This window comes from Pseudomonas parafulva, assembly GCF_000800255.1.
Classification (GTDB): Bacteria; Pseudomonadota; Gammaproteobacteria; order Pseudomonadales; family Pseudomonadaceae; genus Aquipseudomonas; species Aquipseudomonas boreofloridensis.
In genome coordinates this window covers 1,014,675-1,040,745 of the sequence record NZ_CP009747.1, presented here as the reverse complement: position 1 = coordinate 1,040,745, position 26,071 = coordinate 1,014,675, and the positions used below count along the sequence as shown (strand labels likewise).

The window sequence follows — 26,071 nt, the reverse complement described above, 5'->3', positions numbered from 1 at the left end:
TGGAATCTCGGGCCGGTGGAATTAGGGCATCAATGAACGCTGCGATAGGATGGCCAGTCTAACCCAGGCAATATCCATCCGAGTCGATTCAATGCCAGACACCCCGCGCCCGCCCTCCAGCCCCTTGCTGCTCGCCCTGCGTCAGGGCACCCATGCGTGTCACAAGACGCTGGAAACACGCCTGCCATTTTTCAGCGACGCCTTCGATCTGCACGCCTATCGCCGCTTGGTCGCCGCCTACCATGGCTTTCATGCGCCGCTGGAGGCGCGACTGTCGGATTACCAGGACGACGAGCGACACAAGGCGCCCACGCTGCGCCGCGATCTGCAGGCGCTCGGCCTGACTGTGGCGCAGATCGACGCCCTGCCGCTGTGCCGCGAGCTGCCGATCATCACTAACCACGCCCATGCGCTGGGGGTGATGTACGTACTGGAAGGCTCGACCTTGGGCGGTCAGGTGCTCAAGCGTGCCATGGCTCAACGCCTGGGTATCGATGCCGACAGCGGCGGCGGTTTTCTCGATGTGTATGGCAGCGCCACCGCCAGCCGTTGGCGTAGCTTCCTGCAACGGCTGGAGCAGGCGCCAACGTCGCCTGCCGCCGTTGCCGATAGCGTGGCCTGCGCCGTAGCGACGTTCGAATGCTTCGCGCACTGGCTCGATGCCTGCCAGGTGCTGCTACCGTCCGATGAGCGCGCGCCCATCAGCGTCTAATTGCCACCATTCATTTGCCGGCTCGCGCTTCGTCTTCCCAGGTAGCCCATCAGCACAAGGAAGTCGAAGCATGTTCGAGCTGTCACGTCGTTCCCTGGTCGGCCTCGGCCTGGCTCTACCCGCGCTGGGTGCCCTGCGCATGACACAGGCGGCACCGGTCGATTCCGGGCAGGTGCCACTCAATTACAACGAAAGCCCCTGGGGTCCGAGCGCAGCGGCGCGCCAGGCGATGGCCGAGGGCATCGGCGCTTGTGGGCGCTATCCCTACAAGGCCCAGTATCGATTGGTCGACCTGTTCGCCTCGCAGCATGGCCTGCAAGCCGATCAGGTCCAGGTGTTCTGCGGCTCCAAGCTGGCCCTGCAACATGCGGTGATGGCCTTCACCCAACGCGGCAGCCTGGTGCTGGCCGACCCTTCGTACGAGGCCCCCGTGGAAGCTGCCCGAGCACGCGGCACGACGGTGCACGCCATGGCGTTGGACGCGGATCACGCACATGACGTCGATGCCATGCTCGCCGCCGACCCGGCGCCCGGCATGATCTACCTGTGCAACCCCAATAACCCCACGGGCACGCTCACACCGCGCCGGTCCATCGAACGGCTGCTGGCCCGCTCTGCGGCGAACACCACCGTGGTGGTCGACGAAGCCTATATCCATTTCAGCGACGCACCGAGCTGCATCGACCTGGTGCGCGACTACCCGCAGTTGCTGGTCTTGCAGACCTTTTCCAAGCTTTACGGCATGGCCGGGGCGCGCCTGGGCCTGGCGATCGGCCAAGCGCCATTGCTGCAACGCCTGGAGGTGTACGACGGCGAGAATGTGGCCGCTGCACCGACCTTGCTGGGCGGACTCGCCAGTTTGAACGATGCGCAGTTGGTGCCCAGCCGCAAGGCCGCCAACGCGCGCCTGCGCGACACCACGCTGGCCTGGCTCACCGAGCGCGGCTGGCGCTGCACCGCGAGCCAGACCAATTGCTTCATGATCGACCTGCGCACAGCCGCGCAGCCGGTGATAGAGCGCCTGGCCGAGCACGGGGTGCTGGTCGGGCGCGTGTGGCAAAGCTGGCCGAACTGGATGCGGGTCAGCGTGGGCAGCGAAAGCGACATGCAGCGTTTTCGCCAGGCCTTTGCCCAGGTGATGCAGGGTTGAACGCTGCCGTCAGACCAGTGCCGCCCCCAGCGCATTGACCAGTTGCGCCAGCCGCGGCGCCCCTTCCGGCACCCGCACCCGCAGCCCTTCGATCTCGCGACGCGCCGGGTAGTGCTTGCGCAGCAGGTCGAAGGCCGCGCGTTGGGCCTCTGCGTCATCGCTCAGGCTGCGTCGCAAGTCCGCATCGTCGCGGCGGGGGTCGTAGACTGCCCGGCACAGGGTCGCCAAGGCCCAGGTCGGATCGGCACTGGCATCGAGCTCCACGCTCGCCAGCGGCTGCGGCGGCAGCAGGTCGCCCAGACGCACCGTTTCAGGCAGGCCCTGAGCCCGGCAGAAGGCTTGATAGACCTGCGCTGTGCCGCGCTGTTTGCCGTCCAGGCTATAGCCGGCGATGTGCGGGGTGGCCAGGGTGCACAGCTCGGCCAGCCCCAGGTCGACCTGGGGCTCGCCCTCCCAGACGTCGAGCACCGCGTGCACGTCGTCACGCTCGAGCAGCAGCGCACGCAGGGCGGCGTTGTCGACCACCGGGCCACGGCTGGCGTTGATCAACCAGGCGCCAGGGCGCAGGCGGGCGAGCGCGGAGGCGTCGAGCAGATGCCAAGTGGGGTGCTCGCCGTCGCGTTGCAGCGGCGTATGCAGGCTGATGGCATCGCAGCGCTCCAGCACCGTCTCCAGGCTGACGAACTCGCCCTCCTCGCACGCCGCGCGCAGCGGATCGCACACCAGTACCTGCCAGCCCAGCCCCCGCAGTACCCGCACCAGGCGGCCACCGACTTCGCCGGCGCCGACCACACCGTAGACCCGTTCGCCGAGCGCCACGCCGTCGAGTTCGGCCAGCGTCAACAGGCTGCCCAGCACATAGTCCACCACGCCCCGGGCATTGCAGCCTGGGGCGCTGCTCCACTGGATACCGGCCTGGGCGAAGTGCTCCAGGTCCAGGTGATCGGTGCCGATGGTGCAGGTGCCGACGAAGCGCACCCGACTGCCCTCGAGCAGTTGTCGATCGACGCGGGTCACCGAGCGCACCAGCAACACATCGGCGTCCTTGACGCAGGCCGCGTCGATGGCCCGCCCTGGGTAGCGGCGGATTTCACCGAACCCGGCGAAGAAGGCATCGAGCAGCGGGATATTTTCGTCGGCAACGATCAGCATGGGCGCTCTCCTGTGGGGGAGCGCAGTGTAGGCGCTGCACGCCGGGCGATCCAGCCTGGGTCAGTCGGCTTTCTTGCGGATCCAGTACAGGTAGGTGCCGGCCTCTTCGTGCTGCTGCACCAGTTCGTGGCCGAGGAAGGTGCAGAACTTGGGGATGTCACGCCGGGTCGAGGGATCGGTGGCGATGACCTTCAGCAAGCCGCCGGCGTTCAGGTTGCGCACGTGCTGGTGCAACATCATCACCGGTTCCGGGCAGTTGAGGCCGGTGGCATCGAGGGTCGCGTCTGGGGTCAGGTCGGTCATGCTGGGCTCCGCAAATGGGGTGGATATCGCGCCGGACGGGCTCAGCGCGGCTTCAGGTCGAGCCTGCGCAGGTGGCAAGTCACTTCCTCGCGGTCGTGGTAGAGCTGCTTGCAGGCGATCGACACCTTGATCTTGCGCGCCTTGAACGCCGCCTCCAGACGTTCGAGCAGCTTGTGCACCTCGGCGTACCGCTGCTTCATCGGCAGCTTGAGGTTGACCACCGCTTCGCGGCACAGGCCCTCGCCCAGCCAGGTTTCGATCAGCGAGGCGGTACGCGCCGGCTTCTCGACGATGTCGCAGACCATCCAGTCCACGGTCTGCCGGGGCTTCCAGGTGAAGCCGTCGGCCATCAGGTGCTGCACCAGACCCGTGTCCATCAGGCTCTCGGCCATGGGGCCGTTGTCGATGGCGGTGACCAGCATGCCGCGCTTGACCAGTTGGTAGGTCCAGCCGCCTGGCGACGCGCCGAGATCGACCCCGGTCATGTCGTCGTTCAGGCGCTGCTCCCACTGCTCGCGCGGGATGAACTGATGCCAGGCTTCTTCGAGCTTGAGCGTCGAGCGGCTCGGCGCCTCGCGCGGGAACTTCAGGCGCGGGATGCCCATGGGCCAAAGCGCCGAGTTGTCGGCTTCAGCCACGCCGACGAATACCCGCCGACCGCTGATGAACGTCAGCAGCAGACGCGGCGCGGTGGGATCGTCAATCAAACGGCCCGCCTTCTCCAGCGCTTTGCGCAGTGGCCCTTCGAACTTGCGGCAGAAGGTCGACAATTCTTTGCCATCGTTGCTGTCGAGCACCTCCAGCCACAGGCTGCCGCACACCGGCAGTTGTGCCAGGTGCGCCAGCAATACGCTGATGCGGTCGGTTTCCGGCAGATCGAGGTAGTCGCCACGCGCCCACTGACGCGGAAAAATCAGCCGATCGAAGCGGCGCTCACGCATCAGCCGTTCCGCGCCGCCCTCATCCAGGCAGACGAACTCGGCGCTGGCGCTATGCGGCTTGCCCTTGGCGTAGCCGGCAACGCCCAGGCGTGCGGCATGCTCGCTGATTTCGGCGCAGACTTCGCCCTCGAAGCCGGGGCGGCAATGCATGAACAGGGTAGTCATCTCTCACTCCACATCACTGGCGCAGACAGCGCCAGGGCGGCGAATGATAAAGGAAGTTCGGAACCTGCGACATGCCCCGCAGGTCCAGAACAGGGTCAGTACCGCCAAAGCGGTCTACCCTGATCGATCAGCCAGGCCCGTGCCGTGCGGGCCGACACAGAGCGGTGACACCGGCATCGACGAGTGCCGGGCACCGGCGCAGAAGGAGTTGGCAATGCCCTCGCTCGATAGCCTGAACACCCTCAAGACCCTCCAGGTGGGCCAACGCGCCTACCACTACTTCAGCCTGCCAGAAGCCGCCCGCCAATTGGGCGACCTCGATCGCCTGCCCATGTCGCTCAAGGTGCTCCTGGAGAACCTGCTGCGCTGGGAGGACGGCAAGACCGTCAGCGGCGAGGACCTGCACGCCCTGGCCGACTGGCTCAAGGATCGCCGTTCCAACCGAGAGATTCAGTACCGCCCGGCGCGGGTGCTGATGCAGGACTTCACCGGCGTGCCCGCCGTGGTCGACCTGGCGGCCATGCGCGCCGCCATGGCCAAGGCCGGCGGCGACCCGCAGCGGATCAACCCGCTGTCGCCAGTGGATCTGGTGATCGACCATTCGGTGATGGTCGATCACTATGCCAGCCAGGCCGCCTTTGCCGAGAACGTCGACATCGAGATGCAGCGCAATGGCGAGCGCTACGCCTTCCTGCGCTGGGGCCAGAGCGCCTTCGACAATTTCCGCGTGGTGCCGCCGGGCACCGGCATCTGCCACCAGGTGAACCTGGAGTACCTGGGTCGCACCGTCTGGACCCGGGAAGAAGACGGCCGCACCTACGCCTTCCCCGACACCTTGGTCGGCACCGACTCGCACACCACCATGATCAACGGCCTGGGCGTACTCGGCTGGGGCGTCGGCGGCATCGAAGCCGAGGCCGCCATGCTCGGTCAACCGGTATCGATGCTGATTCCAGAGGTCATCGGTTTCAAGCTGACCGGCAAGCTGCGCGAAGGCATCACCGCCACCGACCTGGTCCTGACCGTCACGCAGATGCTGCGCAAGAAAGGCGTGGTGGGCAAGTTCGTCGAGTTCTACGGCGACGGCCTGGCCGAGCTGCCTTTGGCCGACCGCGCCACCTTGGCCAACATGGCCCCCGAATACGGGGCCACCTGTGGTTTCTTCCCGGTCGATGAGGTGACCCTCGACTACCTGCGCTTGTCTGGCCGTCCGGATGAGACGGTCGAACTCGTCGAGGCCTACTGCAAGGCCCAGGGCCTGTGGCGAAATCCGGGTCAAGAGCCGTTGTTCAGCGACAGCCTGGCGCTGGACATGCATGAGGTTCAAGCCAGCCTGGCCGGACCCAAGCGGCCTCAGGACCGGGTGGCGCTGCCCGATGTCAGCCAGGCGTTCGACGGCTTCGTCGAATTGCAGCCCAAGCCGCCGGCCAAGGAGGTTGGTCGGCTGGAAAGCGAGGGCGGCGGCGGCGTGGCGGTCGGCAATGCCGACCAGGCCGGCGAGATCGCCTACACGCACGACGGCCAGACCCACACGCTGCGTGACGGCGCGGTGGTGATCGCCGCCATCACCTCTTGCACCAACACGTCCAACCCCAGCGTGATGATGGCTGCCGGGCTGGTGGCCAAGAAAGCCGTTGAGAAGGGTCTGACGCGCAAACCTTGGGTCAAGAGCTCATTGGCTCCAGGGTCGAAGGTGGTGACCGACTACTTCCAGGCCGCAGGCCTGACGCAGTACTTGGACGAACTGGGCTTCGACCTGGTGGGCTATGGCTGCACCACCTGCATCGGCAACTCCGGGCCACTGGACGAGGCCATCGAAAAAGCCATCACCCGCGCCGACCTCACCGTCGCTTCGGTGCTCTCGGGCAACCGCAACTTCGAGGGCCGCGTGCATCCACTGGTCAAGACCAACTGGCTGGCCTCGCCCCCATTGGTGGTGGCCTATGCCCTGGCCGGCAGCGTGCGCATCGATCTGACCCGCGATGCACTGGGCACGGGCAAGGATGGCAAACCGGTATACCTGCAGGACATCTGGCCGAGCCAACGGGAAATTGCCGACGCCGTGGCCAAGGTGGATACCGCGATGTTCCACAAGGAATACGCCGAGGTCTTCGCCGGCGATGCCCAGTGGCAGGCCATCGAAGTGCCACAGGCTGCGACCTACGTGTGGCAGGACGATTCCACCTACATTCAGCACCCACCCTTCTTCGAGGACATTGCCGGACCTCTGCCGGAAATTACCGACATCCGCGGCGCAAGAATCCTGGCGTTGCTTGGCGATTCGGTGACCACCGACCACATCTCACCTGCTGGCAATATCAAGACCGACAGCCCCGCCGGTCGCTACCTGCGCAGCAAAGGTGTCGAACCACACGACTTCAATTCCTACGGCTCTCGCCGGGGTAACCACGAAGTGATGATGCGCGGTACGTTCGCCAACATCCGTATCCGCAACGAGATGCTCGGCGGCGAAGAAGGCGGCAACACCCTGTTCGTGCCCAGCGGCGAGAAACTGTCGATCTACGATGCGGCCATGCGCTATCAGCAGGAAGGCACACCTCTGGTGGTGATCGCCGGTCAGGAGTACGGCACAGGGTCCAGCCGTGACTGGGCGGCCAAGGGCACCAATCTGCTGGGGGTCAAGGCCGTGCTGGCCGAGAGCTTCGAGCGCATCCACCGCTCCAACCTGGTAGGCATGGGCGTACTGCCGTTGCAATTCAAGGCCGGCGAGGATCGCAAGCGCCTGGGTCTTACCGGCAAGGAGCGAATTGATGTGATGGGCCTGGAGGGTACGCAGATTCGCCCCGGCATGAGCCTGCCCCTGCGCATCACCGCGCAGGACGGTCAGCAGCGGGACATCGAAGTGCTATGCCGCATCGACACCCTCAACGAAGTGGAATACTTCAAGTCCGGCGGCATCCTGCACTACGTGCTGCGTCAACTGATCGCAGGTTGAGTCAGATCGGGTGAACACACTGTGCAGAGGCGGCCAGTTACAAACGCCGCTTCTGCACAGATCATCCTACAAGTCAGCCAATGACACCTGTGACCAATCCGTCACAAAACCGCCTAAAAAATGTAATCATGCCGCTAATTCCCGCTAAAATCCGCCTTCCGTAACCGATAGCGGACGCTGACTCTTTGCTCTGGATCAAGCGGGACAAATATCGGCTCAATAAATTCCCTGACGTGCCGATACTTGGGGAAAGCCACGCGGATCGAGCAACCCATGCGCAACAACCAGCCGATTACACAGAGAGAACGGACTTTCCCTGCTCAGCAGCGGTTGATTTCCACCACCAACGCCAAGGGCGTGATTACCTACTGTAACGATGCTTTCATCGAGATCAGTGGTTTTTCGCGCGAGGAATTGATGGGCGCGCCGCACAATCTGGTGCGCCACCCGGATGTCCCAGCAGCAGTCTTCGCCCATATGTGGCAGACCCTCAAGCAAGGGCAGCCTTGGATGGGGATCGTTAAGAACCGCTGCAAGTCCGGCGACCATTATTGGGTCAATGCCTACGTTACGCCGATCTTCGACAACGACCAGGTGGTCGGTTTCGAGTCGGTGCGGGTCAAGCCCAGTGCCGAACAGATCCGCAGGGCCGAGGCACTTTACCAGCGCATCAACCAAGGCAAGACGGCAATACCGCGCCGCGACAAATGGCTGCCGGTGCTGCAGGACTGGGTGCCATTCATCCTCATCAGCCAGATCGGCTTCCTGATCGGCAACTGGTTCGGCCATTCCTGGGGCTTCGCACTGGCTGCGGCGGTTTCCGTGCCATTGGGCCTGCTCGGACTGAGCTGGCAGCAACGGGGCCTCAAGCGCCTGTTGCGCCTGGCCGAGCAGACCACCTCCGATCCGCTGATCGCCCAGATGTATACCGATAGCCGGGGCGTTCAGGCACGTTTGGAAATGGCCATGCTCAGTCAGGAATCGCGCCTGAAGACGTGCCTGACCCGCCTTCAGGACAGCGCCGAGCACCTCAGCGAGCAGGCCCGACAGTCCGATCAACTGGCGCACAAGAGCTCGTCGGGCCTGGAGCGCCAGCGGGTAGAGACCGAGCAGGTCGCGGCTGCCGTCAACCAGATGGCGGCCACCACCCAGGAAGTGGCGACCCACGTGCAACGTGCGGCCGACGCTACCCAGCAAGCCAACCGCCTGACCAGCGAAGGTCGGCAGATCGCCGGAGAAACCCGCGACGCCATCCAGCGCCTGTCGGTAGCCGTCGGCGAAACGGGTCAGACCGTTACCCAACTAGCCAAGGACAGTGACGAAATCGGCGGCGTGGTGGACGTGATCAAAGGTATCGCCGACCAGACCAACCTGCTGGCACTCAACGCGGCCATCGAAGCGGCGCGGGCAGGAGAAATGGGTCGCGGCTTCGCCGTGGTGGCTGACGAGGTCCGTCAGTTGGCGCAGCGTACCGCCGAATCCACCGGGCAGATCCATGGCTTGATCGCCAAGCTGCAACAAACCGCCAGCAATGCGGTGCAGACCATGGAGACCGGCCATCGCCAGGCCGAAGAAGGGGTCGAACGCGTGCTGCAGGCCGATCAGGCGCTGGTGGGCATCAGCGAGGCGGTGGCCAATATCACCGATATGGCGACCCAGATCGCGGCGGCCACCGAAGAGCAATCGGCGGTGGCCGAGGAGATCAGTCGCAACATCAGCACCATCGCCGACCTGGCCGACCAGACCGCCGAACAGGCCCAGCATTCGGCATCGCTCAGCGAGGAACTGACCAGCACGGCAGGTACCCAGTACTCGCTGGTGGAGCGCTTCAACCGCTGAACCGGCCATGGGCCAGGGCGAGCTGGTCGCCCTGGCCCATGCCTGATCACCAGGCCAGGGTCAGACGACTCTCAAACTCGCGCGCCTCTCCGCTCAGTGGGTCTTCGAAGCGAAGGCTGTGGGCCAGCAACTGCAAGGGTTTCTGGTAGTCGTCGACGTCCGGCTGCAGATCGGGATAGAACGGATCGTTGCAGATCGCCGCTCCCAACGCGGCCATATGCACCCGCAGTTGGTGGGTCTTGCCGGTGACCGGCGACAAGCTATACAGCCAACGCTCTGCGTCACGCTTCAACACCTCGGCCAGGGTCTCGCTATTCGCCACACCCGGCACTTCCTGCATGCGAAAAAACGGCTGACCATGCTCGAGACGGCTGCGATGCACCAAGGGAAAGCTGCGCTGCGGCAGAGGAGCGGCGATGGCCTGATAGCGCTTCTCGATGCGGCGCTGTGGGAACAACTGCTGATACGCAGTGCGCGACTGCGGGTTGGCCGAAAACAGCACCAGCCCTGCCGTGTGTCGATCGATACGGTGCAAGGGCACCAGGTGCGGATTGTCCAGACGGCGGATCAGGCGACGCAGCAAGGTCTGCTCGACATACTCGCCGGTGGGGGTGACTGGCAGGAAATGCGGCTTGTCGGCCACCACCAGATGCTCGTCGCAATGCAGGAGGGTTTCCTGAAACGGGATGGGGCGCTCGTTAGGCACTTCACGAAAGTAATGCAGGCGCAAGCCACGGCGGTAAGGCAGATCGGCAGCGACAGGCTGACCGTTGGCATCGAGTACACGGCCACGGGCGAAGCGATCGAGCCACTGCTCGCGGGCGATCGCCTTGAAGTGATCGCAGAGACAGTCGAGCACGGTGGCCCAACGCCCAGGAGGAAGGCAAACCGTGCTGGCTTGCTGACGTGCAGGGTCGAACGGGGTGGACATGGCGTACTCGGCAGTCAGGGGGCAGGCATTATCGCCAATGGCCACATGATCAACCAGCTTCGTGGGCCAGTTCGCAACGCGACTTGAGCCAACGCAACACCTGCACGGCTTCCCAGCGCCCGGCGTCGTAGAGGGCATAAACCATGCCTTCGTAGCCCACCACATCCAACGGCCGGTGGAAACCAGCGCGCTGAAAAAGCGCCTCGATTTCAGCGAAACAGGTGTTGAAATGCACCTTGCCGAACGGCGTGCGATCGTCGGTGACCACGCCTTCCATGCGCAGTTCGAGCACGGCATCGCAGACGGTGTCGGGAGACATGCGATTGACGCTGTACTTCAGTTGCTCGACGTTATGCATGACCTTATCCCGGATACTGTATATTTATACAGCATACGAACCCTGCACCGTCCCGTCAATTCACCCAAGGCCGCCCTCGCCTTCTCCGATGGACGGCACTCGCGGGCGACCACAAAGGCGGTCAGCGTAGAAACGCGACGACCTGCTCAGCTTCGAACGGCCAGAGCAATTCGGCACCGCTGTCACAACGCCGCAACAACGGAATGACCAGCCCGTATTGCTCAAACAGCGCTGGGTCATCGGCGATGTCCACCAACTCCACCAGCAGCCCGTGCTCGACGAACGGCATGAGCACCGCTTCGGCCACTTCGCACAGATGGCACCCCAAGGTGCCGAGCAATTGGCATTCAGGCAGCATGGTCCAGTTCCCGGGCGTGGTGAAAAGAAAGCTATTCTAGGCCCGTTGGTCGCGCGCTGCATCTGCCCAGCAGTCCTCGCCTGTGCGGGTGCCAACCCATTGGCGCTGCGCGCAAAGGGGCGCAGCGACGACAGCGGCTGAACCTTCGGCCACACTCATCACTCGAAAGACCCACAGACATCAACAGGGAGAGGCCCATGGCCAGCAAATCGGCAAAGACTGCACAAGACATCTTGATGGCTGACTTCCAAGCACTGGTGCGCGACACCGAGAAACTGCTCGCCGACACCGCTAACCTGGCCGGCGATCAGGCTGACGAACTGCGCGGCCAGATCCACGAACGCCTGCAGCAGGCCCGTGACAGCTTGCAGGAAACCCAGGAATCGGTGCGCGAGCGCGGCCAGGCCGCTCTGGGGACTGCCGAAGAATACGTGCAGGAAAATCCTTGGCAGGCCATCGGCATCGCAGCGGGTGTCGGCCTGCTGATCGGCCTGCTTGCCAGCCGCCGCTGAGGAGGACGCATGGACAACGACGCCATCGGCACCGGCGCCACCGGCAGACGCCTCGGCGCGGCCATACTGGGCCTGCTGCACAGTCATATCGAACTGTTCGGCATCGAGTTGCAGGAGCAAAAGGGTCGTACGCTGCGTCTGCTGCTGTTCGCGGGCCTGGCACTGGTGTTCGCACTGCTGTTGCTGACCGCACTCTCGGGGCTGTTGCTCGTGCTGCTGTGGGACAGCTATCGGCTGGCCGGTATCATCGGCCTCTGCGTGTTCTACGGCCTTGCCGCAGTGTTCTGTGGCGTGCGTCTGAAAGCGGCAGTATTCGATGAGTCTTCACCGTTCCACAGCACCCTCGAAGAACTTGCCAAGGACCGGGAGCGCCTGTTGCCATGAGCCTGCCTGAACTGCCCACCAGCCGTAACCCGCGCGAACTGCGCAAGGCCTTGCTGCGTCTGCGCATGGAAATGCATCGCCAGGAAATTCGCCACGAATCCGGGCAGCTGCTCGAACCGGTCCGACGCCTGCGTGGCATGGGCGCTTCGGTTCAGGACGGACTCGGCATCAAGCACGCGCCGCTCTGGGGCATTGGCGCCGTCGTCGCGATGGGCTTTCTGACCGGTAAAGGCGTGCGTAACGGTACGCTGGCACGCCTGCTGCGTCTGGGCGGCAGCCTGGCGCCGCTGGTGCGCCTGTACCTGAAGAACGGTCGTCGCGGCTGAAGCCCGGCGCCCGACGCTTGCGCGGGCGCCTGCTAATCGGGAAGCTATGGCCACCCCCTGACGGAGATCACGCCTTGGACTGGCACACCCTGCTCAACCGCGAACGCCTCGGCAAGGCCCTGTACAGCCCCGAGGAACTCGGGCGTAGCCCGTTTCACAAAGATCACGACCGCATCATCTTCTCCGGCGCCTTCCGCCGCCTGGGCCGCAAGACTCAGGTTCATCCGGTGTCCAGCAACGACCATATCCATACCCGCCTGACCCACTCACTGGAAGTCAGTTGCGTCGGCCGCTCGCTCGCGATGCGGGTCGGCCAGACCCTGCGCGAGGCATTGCCCGAATGGTGCGACCCCAGCGACCTGGGCATGATCGTGCAGTCGGCCTGCCTGGCCCACGACATTGGCAATCCGCCCTTCGGCCACTCCGGTGAAGATGCGATCCGCCACTGGTTCCAGCAAGCTGCCGGGCGCGGCTGGCTGGATGACATGAACGACGATCAGCGCGCCGACTTTCTCAATTTCGAAGGCAACGCCCAAGGTTTTCGCGTACTCACGCAATTGGAATACCATCAGTTCGACGGCGGCACCCGGCTTACCTATGCCACCCTAGGCACCTACCTGAAGTACCCCTGGAGCGCTCGACACGCCGATGCACTCGGGTACAAGAAACACAAGTTCGGTTGCTACCAGAGCGAATTGCCGCTCCTGCAGCAGATCACCCAGAAACTCGGCCTGCCGCAACTGGAAGAGCAGCGCTGGGCGCGTCATCCCTTGGTGTATCTGATGGAGGCGGCGGACGACATCTGCTATGCCCTGATCGATCTGGAAGACGGCGTGGAGATGGAGCTGCTGCAATACGCGGAAGTGGAGGCGCTGCTGCTGGACCTGGTGGGTGACGACCTACCGGACACTTATCGCCAGTTGGGACCCGACGATTCACGACGGCGCAAGCTGGCTATCCTGCGCGGCAAGGCCATCGAACATCTGACCAATGCCGCAGCCCAGGCATTCGTCGAACAGCAACCGGCCCTGCTCGCCGGCGTGCTCAGTGGCGATCTGGTCGAGCACATGCATGGTCCGGCCAAACACTGCGTGCTCCAGGCCAAGGAAATCGCCCGCAAGAAAATTTTCCAGGACAAGCGCAAGACCCTTCACGAGATCGGTGCCTACACCACGCTGGAAATCCTGCTGAACGCCTTCTGCGGCGCCGCACTGGAACAACACGGCGGTCGTACGCCATCGTTCAAGAGCCGACGCGTACTGGACCTGATCGGTAATCACGCACCGGATCCGCACGGCTCGCTGCACAATGCGTTCTTGCGGATGATCGACTTCATCGCCGGCATGACCGACAGCTACGCCAGTGAAATGGCTGGCGAAATGACCGGACGGTCCATCCCCCACTGATCTCGATAGGCGCGAGGTGAAGGCCTCGCGCCTGTTGAAGGCAAGTTCCTACACAAGCATCCCCCGTCTAAACGACCACAAACAAATATTGACGGATGCAGGCTGCCTACCGATTTCTACCCGTGAGTTGTAAATATTCGAAACAACTGTAGTACATCGCTGTAGGTTTTTTCCCATAGTTACACTGTACTGCACGCTCATACGCCCGATGTCTGTCAACTGCGATAAGGTCTCGCTCGCCTTTGCCACTCATCGCCCGGGAAGTTGATATGAGCACGATCTTCATCGTTGATGACCACCCTGTCATTCGTTTGGCCGTACGCCTGTTGCTGGAAAACCAGGATTACACGGTCATCGGCGAATCCGACAATGGCGTCGATGCCATGCAGATGATCCGTGAAACCCTGCCGGACCTGGTTATTCTGGACATCAGCATCCCCCGTCTCGACGGCTTGGAGGTACTGTCGCGTTTCCAGGCCATCGGACTTCCACCTAAAGTGCTAGTGCTCACCGCACAATCGCCAGCCTTGTTCGCCATCCGGTGCATGCATTCAGGCGCCGCTGGCTTCGTGTGCAAACAGGAAGATCTGAGCGAGCTGCTCAGTGCCGTCAAGGCCGTGCTCTGCGGATACAACTACTTCCCCAGTCAGGCAATAAAAAACGGAACTGAATCATCCGCTCAGGAATTGGAAATGTTCCGACAGATCAACGACAGAGAGTTGATGGTCCTTCAGCTGTTTGCCATGGGGCGTAGCAACAAGGACATCGCCAAAGGCATGTTTCTCAGCAACAAAACGGTCAGCACCTACAAGAAACGTCTGATGCAGAAACTGCAGGTTTCAACACTGGTCGAGTTGATAGAAGCGGCCAAGCGCAACGCGTTGGTGTGAGGTGAGGCACATCATGCCAAGGTACTTCACCTATCTGCTGCTGATCCTGATGGGCCTGGGGGTTCAAGCCCATGCGCAGCCAAGCGCCCCCAAGCCTTTGAACCTGCTCGCGCGTTCGAGCGCCGAAGCCGTCAAACCGCCGTTTTCCCCGGCGCAGCGCCAATGGTTGCGGGGCCGCAAGCATTTGCTTCTGGGAACCTCTGCGCCGGACAACCCGCCCTTCGACGTGGCCAGCAACAGCGAATATCAGGGCATTACCGCCGAGTATGCTTCCCTGATCGGACGCGCTCTGGGCGTATCGGTGCAGGTGCTGCGCTTTACCAGCCGCCAGGAGGCCGTACAGGCCTTGAAGTCCGGGCGAATCGACATGCTCGGCAGCGCCAATGGCTATGAGGCCGCAGTCGCCGACATCGCGCTGTCACGCCCTTACGCAGTCGACCAACCCGTGCTGGTGACCCGAGAAGACGACACGCGCCCGCTGGACACGGGGCTGGCGGGCCTACGGCTGAGCATGCTTTACCACTATCTACCTTTGAAGGAAGTGCGCGCACTCTACCCACAGGCCAGGCTGCAGACGTTCGCCTCCACCACTGAAGCGCTCAACGCCGTAGCCTTCGGTCAAGCTGACGTGTTTCTCGGCGACACCATCTCGACCCACTTCCAGCTCAACCGCGGCCATCTGCCGAGTCTGCGCATGGCGAATTTCGGCAAGCACGAGGCCACCGGCTTCAGCTTCGCCCTGCGCCGCGAAGACAACGTGCTGATGAGTCTGATCAACGTCACCCTGGACACCCAACCTGCTAGCGTAACCAGTTCGATTTTCAAGCGCTGGAGCGCAGGCAGCGACCTGCTGCTGACCGACCGACGACTACAACTGACCCCGCGTGAAGAACACTGGCTGGCAGAGCACCCCAGCATGAGAGTCGTGGTGACCGATACCTCTGCGCCACTGTCGTTCTTCGACAGCAACGGTCATTTTCGCGGTATCACCGCCGATCTACTTGAGCTGATTCGTCTGCGCACGGGGCTGAAGTTCAAGATCCAGCGCGCCAGCGGCATTGGTGAAATGATCGAACAGGTCCAGGCAGGTAACGCCGACCTGATCGCCGCCATCACCCTCGGCGGCGCCGACGGCACGGGGCTCAAGCCCAGCCGCGCTTACTTGGAAAGTCCGTACGTCATCGTCACTCGCAGCGGTAGGCCCTTCGCCTCGCTCGAGCAGTTGAAGGGCCGCCGTGTGGCAGTGACTCGCCACACCCCGGCGGCTGCCATTCTGGCTGCGCGTCACGCGCAGATACGCCGCATCGAAACCGAGAGTACCTTCTACTCACTGGCCCTGCTGAGCAGCGGGGCGGTGGATGCGACCATTACCACCCTGCTCGATGCCAACCATGCCATTGCCGCCAACAGCAACCTGGTGATCCGTGCCAGCTTCGGTAGCGAACCGGCTTCATTTTCCATGGCCAGCGCCAAGGAGCAGGCCGTTCTGGCCTCTATTCTGGACAAGGCGCTGCTGAGTATCACTCCGGAAGAGCTCGGCGTCATCAACAGCCGCTGGCGCGGCTACGCCCTGCACGACGGCGGCCAGTGGCGCGAGTATCAACGACTGGTGATCCAAGTGGTGCTCGGCATCGGCATCCTGCTGCTCATGGCACTGGCATGGAATGCCTACCTGAGACACCAGATCGGACAACGCCGCCAGGCCGAACGGGCCTTGAACGATCAGCTCGAATTCATGCGCGCACTGCTCAACGGCACGCCTCACCCGATGTATGTACGCGACCGCGAAGGACGTCTGCAAAGCTGCAACGACAGCTACCTGGAAGCGGTGGATGCCAGCGCCGAAGAGGTCATGGGCAAGCGCCTGCAGGAAAGCCTGTTCAGCAATTGCGACTACACCCGACAGATTCACGCCGATTACCTGCAGGTGATGGCGGCAGGCACGCCGCTGATCATCGACCGTCCGCTGCGCCTGAAGGATCGCGAGCTGACCATCTACCACTGGATCCTGCCCTATCGCGACTCGCTCGGTGAGGTCCAGGGCATCATTGGCGGCTGGATCGACATCAGCGAGCGCCGCGAACTGATCCAGGACCTGCGCCTGGCCAAGCAGCAGGCCGACGATGCCAACCGAGCCAAAAGCACGTTCCTGGCTACCATCAGCCACGAAATACGCACGCCGATGAACGCTGTGATTGGCATGTTGGAACTGGCGGTCAAACGCGCCGATCATGGCCAACTGGACAAATCCTCGATCGAAGTCGCCTACCACTCAGCCAAGGATCTGCTTGGCTTGATCGGCGACATCCTCGATATCGTCCGTATTGAGTCCGGCCATGTGTCCCTCGCGCCGGAGCCTGTGGAGCTGGCAGCGCTGATCGAGTCGGTAAGGCGCGTGTTCGAAGGACAGGCGCGGGAAAAAGGCTTGATGCTGGAAGTGTGCATCGAGCCGTCCGCTCGCTGCCACGCCTTGCTCGACCCGCTGCGTTTCAAGCAGATCCTGTCCAATCTGGTAAGCAACGCCATCAAGTTCACCCATGAAGGCCATGTACGGATCAAAGCCTCAGTGCAGAATGGTGAACGCCCCCGGCTCGAACTCGAGGTGCGCGACAGTGGCATCGGTATCCATGACGATGACCTACGACGGCTGTTCAACCCCTTCGTCCAGATCAACCCGCAAAGCGAAAACGCCCGTACCGGGACCGGCCTGGGCTTGGCGATCTGCCGAACGCTGTGCGACATGATGGGGGGGCAACTGGCGATCAAGAGCTTGCAGGGCGTCGGTACCCAAGTGCGACTGATGATGCCCTTGCAGTGTATCGAGCCGTTTCCGGTCAGCATCGAGCAGGAGCCGCGCCTCTACACGCCGAACTTACACCTGCGCGTACTGGTGATCGACGACCACCCCGCCAACCTGTTGCTCATGGCCCAACAGTTGGCCTTCCTGGGACTTCAACCTGAAAGCGCCCGCGACGGCCGGGAAGGTCTGGAGAAGTGGCGCACGGGTCACTTCGACGTTCTGATACTCGACTGCAACATGCCACGCATGAATGGCTACCAACTGGCCGAGGCCGTTCGCAGCGAAGAACACCGCCAGGGCCTGTCGCCCTGCACCATCCTGGGCTACACCGCCAATGCCCAGCCTGAGGTGCGCCAGCGTTGTCTGGATGCTGGCATGGATGACTGCCTACTCAAGCCTATCAGCCTGCATACACTGAGCAGGCATCTTTGCACCGTGCAGCCCATGCGCGAACGTTCTGCCCGGACGCCATTCGACCTGATCGGACTCGACAAGCTGATTGGCCATCGCAGCGAAGATCGCGTGCGAATGCTCACCACCCTGCAGATGAGCCTGGCAGACGACCTGACACTGCTGATGTCCCTGGATGCGGAACATGAACAGCAGGCCATCATCGATCAGGCGCACAAGATACTGGGCGTCGCACGCATGCTGGACGCGAGGGCGTTGATGAACAGTTGCGAGGCGCTGGAGGAGAAAGGCGTGTCGCTGTCCCAGCTGAAACTGCGTCGCCAGGCGTTGGCGCGCCACCTGCGACGGGTGCAGAGAGCCCTGTCCGGCCAGCGTGAGCGGCCGATCAGGACTCCTTGAAGGGGCGCGGGATCAGGACGCCGAGTTGATCGGCTTGTCAGGATACCAAGCGTCCAGCAGCGGGCTGACTTCGATTTTGGTCAGTTCGCTGCGACCTTTGAGCCAGGATTCGACGGTGGCGCGCTGCTCTTCGCTGACCGAGCCACGCTTGGCCAGGCAGACCAGACCGAAATCATCGCCGCCGACATAGTCCAGACCATTGGCATCCATGGCCTCTGCCAGGAAGGCGTCGAGGAAAGCGTCGATGGCTTCGTCGGACAGGTCTTCCTTGAAATCCAGGTTCAGTTCGAAACCCAGCTCCTGGAATTCATCCACGCACAGCTTCTTGCGCAGACGACGGGAACGGTTGGTAGCCATTGAAACAATCCTCTTGAGTAATTACGCGCGGCACTTTACCAGTTTCCGTCACGCAAAGGCGCTTTTGTCTTGAACATGCCCACAAACTGTACGCTTGGGGCATAATGCCGTCTTGATTTCGTCAAGGGGCCATCATCTTTTACAGCCCCGTTTTCTTTTCCCTCGTCCGCAGGGTCACCTATGATCAAGACGCTTCGCCCACTGTTTCTGGCCGGCCTGCTGCTCCCCATCGCCCTTCCCGTCTCGGCCGCCGCTGTCAACACCACCCTGCCGCCCAAGGTGCAGCAGGCCCTCAAGGCCAACAAGCTGCAGGACAACGCCTTGTCGCTGGTGATGCTCCCCCTCGACGGCCCCGGTAACCCGACCATCTTCAATGCCGACGTTTCGGTGAATCCGGCCTCGACCATGAAGCTGGTGACCACCTACGCAGCCCTGGAATTGCTCGGCCCCACCTTCCAGTGGAAGACCGAGTTCTATACCGATGGCACGTTGAGCAACGGCGTGCTCAACGGCAACCTGTACCTTAAAGGTGGCGGCGATCCCAAGCTGAACATGGAAAAACTCTGGCTGCTGATGCGCGACCTGCGTGCCAATGGCGTGCGCACCGTCACCGGCGACCTGGTACTCGACCGCAGCCACTTCGTCCAGCCCAACCTGCCACATTTCGACGATGACGGCGGCGATGTGAACAAGCCGTTCCTGGTCAAACCCGACTCGCTGCTGGTCAACCTCAAGGCCCTGCGCTTCGTGGCACGCAACGACGGTGGCAAGGTCGTGGTGTCGGTCGAGCCACCGATCGCCAGCATCCGCATCGACAATCAGGTCAAGCCGGTGGCGTCCAAGCAGTGCACCGGCGATGTGCGCTACAACCCGGTGGTGCAGCCAGACGGCGTCAGTGTCACGGTCAGCGGCCAACTCGGCGACGGCTGCAACTCACAGACTTACCTCGCTCTGCTCGACCACCCCGCCTACGCCGCCGGTGCGGTGCGCGCCATCTGGAACGAGCTGGGCGGCAGCATCCAGGGCCGCGATCGCATAGAAAACGTTCCCAAGAGTGCTCGTCTGCTGGCCAGGGCCTTCTCGCCAGACCTGGTCGAAGTGATCCGTGACATCAACAAGTACAGCAACAACACCATGGCTCAGCAGTTGTTCCTCAGCCTCGGCGCACAGTTCCGCACCGATGCCGACGGTGACGACGCCCGCGCCGCGCAGCGCGTGGTGCGCCAATGGCTGGCCAAGAAAGGTATCACGGCGCCGCATTTGGTGATGGAAAATGGCTCCGGCTTGTCGCGCGCCGAGCGGGTCAGCACCCGCGAGATGGCGGCGATGCTGCAAGCAGCCTGGAAAAGCCCCTACGCCGCCGAATTCATCAGCTCCATGCCGCTGGTGGGTATGGACGGCACCATGCGTAAACGCCTGAAACGCACCGCCATGACCGGGGAAGGCCACATCAAGACCGGTACGCTGAATACGGTTCGTGCCATCGCCGGTTTCAGCCGCGACAGCAATGGCCACACCTGGGCCGTCTCGGCCATCCTCAACGACCCTAAACCGTGGGGCGCCTCGCAGGTACTGGACCAGGTGCTGCTGGACCTGTACCGCCAGCCCTAGGGAAGGGTCGACGTCAGGCGAGAAACGCAGACGGGGCGGTGCGCCGAACAGGTCGGCACCCCGCCCCGTGGCGCTTCAGCGCAACTGCAGGCGCCAGGCCCGGTGGATGCGGTTGTTGCGAGCGAAGTCAGGATCCAGGGTCTGGGTGCTGATTTCCTCCACCGCATAACGCTCCAGCAGGTGCTCGTCGAGCTGGAACTTGCGGAAGTTGTTGGAGAAGTACAGCACACCACCCGGCGCCAGCCGGGCCATTGCCAGGTCTAGCAGGCGCACATGGTCGCGCTGCACGTCGAATACCCCTTCCATACGCTTGGAGTTGGAGAATGTCGGTGGGTCGATGAAGATCAGGTCGTAGCTGTCCTGCGCACTTTCCAGCCAGGCCATGACATCGCTCTGCTCCAGACGGTTGCGCTCGGAAAAGCCATTGAGCGAAAGGTTGCGCCGCGCCCAATCCAGATAGGTCTTCGACAGGTCGACGCTGGTGGTGCTGCGCGCGCCGCCCTTGGCCGCATGCACGGTCGCTGTCGCGGTGTAGCAAAACAGGTTGAGGAAGCGCTTGCCGGCTGCCTCACGCTGAATGCGCAGACGAATGGGCCGGTGATCGAGAAACAGGCCTGTATCGAGGTAGTCGGTGAGGTTGACCAGCAACTTCACGCCGCCCTCATTAACCTCCTGGAAGCGCCCCTCCGTCGCCTGGCGCTCGTACTGACGGGTCCCGCCCTGGCGCTCGCGGCGCTTGAGTACGACCCGCTGCGGATCGATGCCCAACGCCTGGGGAATCGCTGCCAACGCGTCGAGCAGACGGCCCTGGGCTTTTTCCGGATCGACCGAACGTGGCGCCGCATATTCCTGCACATGCACCCAGTCTTGATAAAGGTCGACCGCCAGCGCGTACTCAGGCATGTCGGCATCGTACAGACGGTAGCAGTCGACTTGCTCGCGCCGGGCCCACTTGCCTAGTTGCTTGAGATTCTTCTGCAGGCGATTGGCGAACATCTGCGCGCCTTCGGACAGACGCGCCGTTTCGGAGCTCAGCGCTGGCGAGGTGCGCGCGGCGTCGCCCGATTGTTCGGCCGGGCGGCGCTCGGAGGTGACGAACTGGTCGGGCTGGACCCTGAACAGCAGCAGCTTGCACGGCAGCGCGCCGTTCCAGAATGCGTATTGCTTGTGGCTGCGAATACCCATGCGCTTGCCCAGCTCAGGCGCGCCGGTGAATACGGCAGCCTCCCAGCCCAGACAGGCCTGGCGCAGGCGCTCACCCAGATTCTGATAGAGATACAGCAGGCTCGCTTCGTCGCCCAGGCGCTCGCCATACGGCGGGTTACTGATCACCAGGCCTTTCTGGTTCTGATCCGGCCGAGGCTCGAAGCTGGCCACCTCACCCTGATAGATCTTCACCCAGTCGCCCAGTCCGGCTCGCTCGACGTTGTTGCGCCCAGGCTGAATAAGCCGCGGATCGGCTTCATAGCCGCGAATCCACAGCGGTGGCTTGCCGAGCCCGGCCTCGGCGCGGGCCTGGGCCTCGTCATGCACTTTGCGCCACAGTGCCGGTACATGGCCCTGCCAGGCGCTGAAACCCCAGCGCTCACGCTTGAGGTTCGGCGCGATGTCGGCGGCGATCATCGCCGCCTCGACCAGGAAGGTACCGACACCGCACATGGGGTCGGCCAGCGCACCACCCTCAGCGGCAATACGTGGCCAGCCGGCGCGGATCAGCACGGCCGCCGCCAGGTTCTCCTTGAGCGGCGCTGCGCCTTGCTGCAAGCGATAGCCACGCTGGTGCAGGCTGTGACCGGAAAGGTCGATCGAAAGGATGGCCTCGCCGCGATCCAGGCGCAGGTGCACCCGCAGATCCGGGTCGATCTTGTCCACCGAAGGACGCTGCCCGTCGCGGTTGCGCAGTTTGTCGACGATGGCGTCCTTGACCTTGAGTGCGCCGAAGTGGGTGTTGTCGATGCCGGAGCCGTGGCCGCTGAACTCGACGGCCAGTGTGCCGTCAGCGGCCAGATGCTCCTGCCAGTCAACGGCATTGACACCATCGTACAGATCGTCAGCGTTCTTCATGGCGAAGCGCTTGACCACCAAGAGCACCCGGTTGGCCAGGCGCGACCAAAGACATAGACGATAGGCAGTTTCCATATCGGCCGCGCCCCGGATCGCCGAGGTGTGCTCCCGCACCTCAGCCAGGCCCAGCCCGCGGGCTTCTTCGGCTAGCAGGCCTTCCAGGCCCTTGGGACAGGTGAGATAGAGTTCGATTGAGTCCGACATGTGCAGTGCAGTGCCTCTGGCTGTGTGCTGGCAAGACGACGCATCGTCATTGCCTCTGTTTGCCCGAATACCTTTTCATCAGATATCCAGGTGGCGCCTCGATAACGAGACGCCGGGCCGCCCGTTCGTTCCCATCCGCCAAAGCGCGAGAGGAAATTTGATCGTCGGGCAGTATGAAAATTTCGTAGGACTCAGGCCACGCGTGACCCTTCGTCGCATTGCTGAATATTACGTCAGATCGCTGGCGCCAATGGCCAAATGATTTCAACCCCTGGCAAACCCCGACCAATGCGGGTGTTTCCTGAAACAAGGTTGAGTCGCATTTACTTACTTATCCTTTCATCGGCTGAAAGGTTACGTCCTTATGACAAATCGATCATTCACAGTGTGACTCGCATTGGTTAGAACTGACCTCAGGTCGCCTTGCAACGGGGCGACACTTCCAGCTCGCCACGCCGGCAGCGAGCGCAAACCGGCAGAAAGACTCTGCCCGGCCTCAGAGAGGCCGACGGGACATTACAGTCAACAAGTGAGGGCAACACCCTATGAGAAGACTTAAGCGTGATCCGTTGGAAAGAGCATATTCACGTGGCTACCAGTATGGAGTCACCGGAAAATCCCGCGAACTTTGCCCCTTCAGCCTGCCTTCGGTTCGCCAGGCCTGGATCAACGGCTGGCGTGAGGGTCGCGGCGACAACTGGGACGGCATGACCGGCACTGCTGGTATCCACAGACTCAACGAAAATCACGCCGTTGGCTGAACGAGGTTACTGAGTTCGATTCACCATGAACGTCCCACTCGGACGACGGGCTAGTGCCCAAGGGCCCCTTCATGGGGCCCATCTTTCATGGAAAGGCGCTTAGCGGGGCATTGCCGCAATGGCATCGACCGCCTCGCGAATCAGCGCAGGGCCTTTATAGATGAAGCCCGAATAGATCTGCACCAAGCTGGCTCCAGCGGCTATTTTCTGCGCTGCATGACGGCCCTCGGTGATGCCACCCGCAGCAATGATTGGCAACTTGCCGCCCAATTCGCCAGCCAGCACCTTGACGATATGTGTGCTCTTTTCCAGCACGGGTGCACCGGACAACCCTCCGGCCTCCCCCCGAACGGCAACCCCTCCACCCCTTCCCGGCTGAGCGTGGTGTTGGTGGCAATCACCGCATCCATGCCCGACTCGATCAGCGCAGCGGCCACCAGTGCGGTTTCTTCATCGCTCATATCTGGTGCGATCTTGATCGCCAACGGCACACGCTTGCCCTGCTCGGCCGCCAGTCGCTCACGACGCTCAGCCAATGCATCGAGCAGCTGCTTGAGTGAGTCGCCGAACTGCAGGGTGCGCAGGCCTGGGGTGTTGGGTGAGCTGACGTTGACGGTGATGTAGCTGGCGTGTGAGTAGACCTTCTCCAGGCAGATCAGGTAGTCGTCCTGGGCGCGCTCGACTGGCGTGTCGAAGTTCTTGCCGATGTTGATACCCAAAACACCCTCATAGCGCGCTGCGCGCACCCGCGATAGCAGATGATCTACCCCCAGGTTGTTGAAACCCATGCGGTTGATGATGGCCGTGGCTTCGGGCAGACGGAACAAACGCGGCTTTGGGTTACCTGGCTGAGGACGCGGGGTTACGGTACCGATTTCGACGAAGCCGAAGCCCAACTGCGCAAAACCATCGATAGCCGTGCCGTTCTTGTCCAGCCCTGCTGCCAACCCCACCGGGTTGGCGAAGTTCAAGCCCATGACGGTCACCGGCAGCGATGCCGGACGCTTGCACAGCACACCGTTGAGGCCAAGACGCCCTCCTGCACCGATCAGGTCCAGAGACAGGTCATGGGAGGATTCCGGGGAGAGCTTGAACAGCAACTGGCGGGCCAGGGTATACATGGGCGGGCAAAACTCGGGGATGAGTGAGTCGGCAATTATAGCTACCGGGTCGCCTGTGCAACAGGCCTTTGCAACGCTGCGCCGACCAAGAATCGCAGGTAAAGAAAAACCCGGCCTAGGCCGGGTTTTTCAGGAAGCGTCAGACCAATTACTTGGCTTGGGCTTCTGAAGCGTCAGACCAATTACTTGGCTTGGGCTTCTACTTGAGCTTCAACGCGACGGTTGATAGCGCGACCAGCTTCGGTGGCGTTGTCGGCAACCGGACGGGTCTCACCGTAGCCAACCGAGTCAACACGGTTGGATTCGATGCCGTACTGCTGGGTCAGAACTTGCTTGACAGCATTGGCGCGACGCTCGGACAGCTTCTGGTTGTAAGCGTCTGGACCTACGGAGTCAGTGTGACCTTCAACCACGGTGGTGGTTTGTGGGTACTGCTTCATGAAGTCAGCCAGGTTCTTGATGTCGCCGTAGCTGTTAGGCTTGACGACCGACTTGTCGAAGTCGAACTTCACGTCCAGCTCAACGCGGACGTTTTCAGCGGCAGCCGGGCAGCCGTCGGCGTCAACGGTGACGTTGGCCGGGGTGTCTGGGCACTTGTCGACGTTGTCGCAGACGCCGTCGTTGTCGCTGTCGGTGCAAACTTCAGCAACCGGAGCAGGTGCAGGCGCTGCGGTCTGCTTCGGGCTACCGCCGAAGTTCAGGCCAACACCAACGCTTGGTGCCCACTCGGTGTCACCTTTGTCGATGTTGTACTGGGCTTCAACGCCAGCACGGGCGTAGAACATGTCGGTGATGTACCACTTGGCACCGGCGCCGATGTTGGCGAAGGTGGAGTGGTCACGACCGCCACGGAAGCTCTGGCCGATCGACTGGTGGGAGAAACCGGCCGACACGTACGGACGGATGGCGTCGTACGGGTTGTTGAAGTGGTAAACGGCGTCAAGAGCGGTGTTCGAGCCCTTGATGTTCTTGCCGTCGTCGCCACGAGCGTTGTGAACTTCGTCGTAGCCCAGACGCAGTTCAACGTCGTCGGTCAGGAAGTAACCGATCGAACCGCCGAACAGGTTGCCGTCGTTTTTGTAGTCGCGCTGGCTGTCGAAGAACTCCTTCTTATAGAAGATCTCGGTTTCGACGGCGCCTTGGCCTTGTGCCATAGCGCCAATCGAGGTGGCGGCTACGAGCGAACCAATGGCCAAGCCCAAGGTGTTTTTCAATTTCATCCGTTAAATCCCCATCTAGTGATAGTTAAGCCGTCCCACCAATAGCCGCGGGACAACTCGACGGCAAGTCTAGCAGACCTTGCCGATTCGTTTGAGCCATTTGCGTAGGACTAAGTTTCAGTTGAGTCAGCAAATTTCTCACGAAGCTTGTCGAGCGCACGCTTATAGCGCATTTTCGTGGCGCTCAGGCCCATGTGCATGATGTCCGCGATCTCTTGGAACTCCAGCTCAGCCACGAAACGCAGCACCAGAATCTCCCGATCGATCGGGTTCACATGCACCAGCCACTTATCCAAACCACCCTTTTCTTCCGCTTTCGGTGCCTTGTCCTCGGACGCCTCTTCAATGGGGTCCAGGCTCAAGGCATCCATCAATCGGCGCTTGCGTCGCTCCTTGCGGTACTGGGTGATGCATTCGTTGTACGTGATGCTGTACAGCCAAGTCTTGAACTTGGACTTGCCCTCGAAATTCTTCAGGCCGTACAGCACCTTCAGCATGACTTCCTGACAGACATCGTCGGCATCGCGGTCGTTCCCCAGATAACGCGAACAGACGTTGAACAGGGTCCGCTGGTAGCGCCGCATGAGTTCCTCATAGGCGCGGGTAACGTGGAACAATTCTTCATGCGAACGCGCTACCAGTTCCTCGTCAGTGAGGTCGCGGGGGTCGTAACGCATGGGCGGCGTGTGCACTGTATTCAAAACGGATCTGGCCGACAGTCAGGTCAATGTCGCCGCAAG

22 protein-coding genes and 1 pseudogene are annotated in these 26,071 nt (G+C 62.3%); 12 read left to right on the top strand and 11 right to left on the bottom strand.

Annotated features, from left to right (window positions below; translation table 11 throughout):
• The first annotated feature begins 91 nt into the window (after positions 1-91).
• Both NJ69_RS04550 and NJ69_RS04545 read left to right on the top strand, forming a co-directional pair.
• Positions 92-712, top strand: a complete 621-nt coding sequence (locus NJ69_RS04550; RefSeq protein WP_039576520.1) for a biliverdin-producing heme oxygenase — start codon at positions 92-94, stop codon at positions 710-712.
• A 70-nt stretch (positions 713-782) separates the two neighbouring features.
• Positions 783-1,862 carry a pyridoxal phosphate-dependent aminotransferase gene (locus NJ69_RS04545; RefSeq protein WP_039576518.1) on the top strand — a complete coding sequence of 360 codons (1,080 nt, stop codon included), beginning with the start codon at positions 783-785 and terminating at the stop codon, positions 1,860-1,862.
• A 9-nt stretch (positions 1,863-1,871) separates the two neighbouring features.
• Here the strand turns inward: NJ69_RS04545 and pdxB are convergent, their stop codons facing one another.
• Genes pdxB through rlmM form a run of 3 tightly spaced genes read right to left on the bottom strand, consistent with a single transcriptional unit; the run spans position 1,872 to position 4,423 of the window.
• The gene (gene pdxB / locus NJ69_RS04540; protein WP_039576517.1) at positions 1,872-3,014 is read right to left on the bottom strand and encodes a 4-phosphoerythronate dehydrogenase PdxB; all 1,143 of its coding nucleotides are present in this window, start codon (positions 3,012-3,014) and stop codon (positions 1,872-1,874) included.
• 60 nt (positions 3,015-3,074) lie between these two features.
• Positions 3,075-3,317 carry a sulfurtransferase TusA gene (tusA, locus tag NJ69_RS04535; protein ID WP_029613893.1) on the bottom strand — a complete coding sequence of 81 codons (243 nt, stop codon included), beginning with the start codon at positions 3,315-3,317 and terminating at the stop codon, positions 3,075-3,077.
• Between the two features lie 41 nt (positions 3,318-3,358).
• Positions 3,359-4,423, bottom strand: coding sequence for a 23S rRNA (cytidine(2498)-2'-O)-methyltransferase RlmM (gene rlmM, locus NJ69_RS04530; RefSeq protein WP_039576516.1), 1,065 nt, complete (start codon positions 4,421-4,423; stop codon positions 3,359-3,361).
• A 214-nt stretch (positions 4,424-4,637) separates the two neighbouring features.
• Here rlmM and acnA point away from each other — a divergent pair, with 214 nt between their 5' ends.
• Entirely contained in the window at positions 4,638-7,379 is a 2,742-nt protein-coding gene (acnA, locus tag NJ69_RS04525) for an aconitate hydratase AcnA (RefSeq protein WP_039576515.1), read from the top strand.
• A 273-nt stretch (positions 7,380-7,652) separates the two neighbouring features.
• Positions 7,653-9,218 carry a methyl-accepting chemotaxis protein gene (locus tag NJ69_RS04520; protein WP_039576514.1) on the top strand — a complete coding sequence of 522 codons (1,566 nt, stop codon included), beginning with the start codon at positions 7,653-7,655 and terminating at the stop codon, positions 9,216-9,218.
• A gap of 46 nt (positions 9,219-9,264) precedes the next feature.
• On the opposite strand, the gene NJ69_RS04515 is transcribed toward NJ69_RS04520, so the two are convergent.
• The 3 genes from NJ69_RS04515 to NJ69_RS04505 all read right to left on the bottom strand — a co-directional run bounded on the left by NJ69_RS04515 (position 9,265) and on the right by NJ69_RS04505 (position 10,865).
• Positions 9,265-10,149, bottom strand: coding sequence for a pseudouridine synthase (locus NJ69_RS04515; protein ID WP_039583093.1), 885 nt, complete (start codon positions 10,147-10,149; stop codon positions 9,265-9,267).
• Positions 10,150-10,198: 49 nt separating this feature from the next.
• The gene (locus tag NJ69_RS04510) at positions 10,199-10,507 is read right to left on the bottom strand and encodes a hypothetical protein (protein ID WP_029613890.1); all 309 of its coding nucleotides are present in this window, start codon (positions 10,505-10,507) and stop codon (positions 10,199-10,201) included.
• Positions 10,508-10,628: 121 nt separating this feature from the next.
• Complete coding sequence (locus tag NJ69_RS04505; RefSeq protein ID WP_029613889.1) at positions 10,629-10,865, bottom strand: glutaredoxin family protein; 237 nt, start codon at positions 10,863-10,865, stop codon at positions 10,629-10,631.
• Positions 10,866-11,062: 197 nt separating this feature from the next.
• Here NJ69_RS04505 and NJ69_RS04500 point away from each other — a divergent pair, with 197 nt between their 5' ends.
• The 6 genes from NJ69_RS04500 (at position 11,063) to NJ69_RS04475 (ending at position 17,993) form a co-directional block, all read left to right on the top strand.
• Positions 11,063-11,377, top strand: coding sequence for a DUF883 family protein (locus tag NJ69_RS04500; protein WP_029613888.1), 315 nt, complete (start codon positions 11,063-11,065; stop codon positions 11,375-11,377).
• 9 nt (positions 11,378-11,386) lie between these two features.
• Positions 11,387-11,761, top strand: a complete 375-nt coding sequence (locus tag NJ69_RS04495; RefSeq protein WP_029613887.1) for a phage holin family protein — start codon at positions 11,387-11,389, stop codon at positions 11,759-11,761.
• Positions 11,758-12,087, top strand: coding sequence for a hypothetical protein (locus tag NJ69_RS04490; RefSeq protein WP_029613886.1), 330 nt, complete (start codon positions 11,758-11,760; stop codon positions 12,085-12,087). Before NJ69_RS04495 ends, NJ69_RS04490 begins: the two co-directional genes overlap by 4 nt.
• Before the next feature lie 74 nt (positions 12,088-12,161).
• On the top strand, positions 12,162-13,493 hold the full coding sequence (locus NJ69_RS04485; protein WP_029613885.1) for a deoxyguanosinetriphosphate triphosphohydrolase: 1,332 nt from the start codon (positions 12,162-12,164) through the stop codon (positions 13,491-13,493).
• A 269-nt stretch (positions 13,494-13,762) separates the two neighbouring features.
• Positions 13,763-14,383, top strand: coding sequence for a response regulator transcription factor (locus tag NJ69_RS04480; protein WP_039576511.1), 621 nt, complete (start codon positions 13,763-13,765; stop codon positions 14,381-14,383).
• A gap of 13 nt (positions 14,384-14,396) precedes the next feature.
• Positions 14,397-17,993, top strand: a complete 3,597-nt coding sequence (locus NJ69_RS04475) for an ATP-binding protein (protein ID WP_039576509.1) — start codon at positions 14,397-14,399, stop codon at positions 17,991-17,993.
• Positions 17,994-18,005: 12 nt separating this feature from the next.
• Here the strand turns inward: NJ69_RS04475 and NJ69_RS04470 are convergent, their stop codons facing one another.
• Positions 18,006-18,350: a YggL family protein gene (locus tag NJ69_RS04470; protein ID WP_029613883.1), complete on the bottom strand. Its 345-nt coding sequence runs from the start codon at positions 18,348-18,350 to the stop codon at positions 18,006-18,008.
• Between the two features lie 180 nt (positions 18,351-18,530).
• Between NJ69_RS04470 and dacB the strand changes: the two genes are divergently transcribed.
• Complete coding sequence (gene dacB / locus NJ69_RS04465) at positions 18,531-19,961, top strand: D-alanyl-D-alanine carboxypeptidase/D-alanyl-D-alanine endopeptidase (protein ID WP_037028091.1); 1,431 nt, start codon at positions 18,531-18,533, stop codon at positions 19,959-19,961.
• A gap of 75 nt (positions 19,962-20,036) precedes the next feature.
• Here dacB and rlmKL read toward each other — a convergent pair whose 3' ends face one another.
• Positions 20,037-22,229, bottom strand: coding sequence for a bifunctional 23S rRNA (guanine(2069)-N(7))-methyltransferase RlmK/23S rRNA (guanine(2445)-N(2))-methyltransferase RlmL (gene rlmKL / locus NJ69_RS04460; RefSeq protein ID WP_039576503.1), 2,193 nt, complete (start codon positions 22,227-22,229; stop codon positions 20,037-20,039).
• 545 nt (positions 22,230-22,774) lie between these two features.
• Here rlmKL and rmf point away from each other — a divergent pair.
• The gene (rmf, locus tag NJ69_RS22295) at positions 22,775-22,990 is read left to right on the top strand and encodes a ribosome modulation factor (protein ID WP_080754714.1); all 216 of its coding nucleotides are present in this window, start codon (positions 22,775-22,777) and stop codon (positions 22,988-22,990) included.
• Between the two features lie 99 nt (positions 22,991-23,089).
• Here the strand turns inward: rmf and NJ69_RS04455 are convergent.
• The 3 genes and pseudogenes from NJ69_RS04455 to sigX form a co-directional block, all read right to left on the bottom strand.
• Positions 23,090-24,111 (bottom strand): annotated as a pseudogene (locus tag NJ69_RS04455) (quinone-dependent dihydroorotate dehydrogenase).
• Positions 24,112-24,293: 182 nt separating this feature from the next.
• A complete protein-coding gene (locus tag NJ69_RS04450; RefSeq protein WP_039576502.1) occupies positions 24,294-25,331 on the bottom strand; it encodes an OmpA family protein in 1,038 nt (345 codons plus the stop codon).
• A gap of 110 nt (positions 25,332-25,441) precedes the next feature.
• Positions 25,442-26,008 carry an RNA polymerase sigma factor SigX gene (gene sigX, locus NJ69_RS04445; protein WP_037028127.1) on the bottom strand — a complete coding sequence of 189 codons (567 nt, stop codon included), beginning with the start codon at positions 26,006-26,008 and terminating at the stop codon, positions 25,442-25,444.
• Positions 26,009-26,071 lie beyond the last annotated feature (63 nt).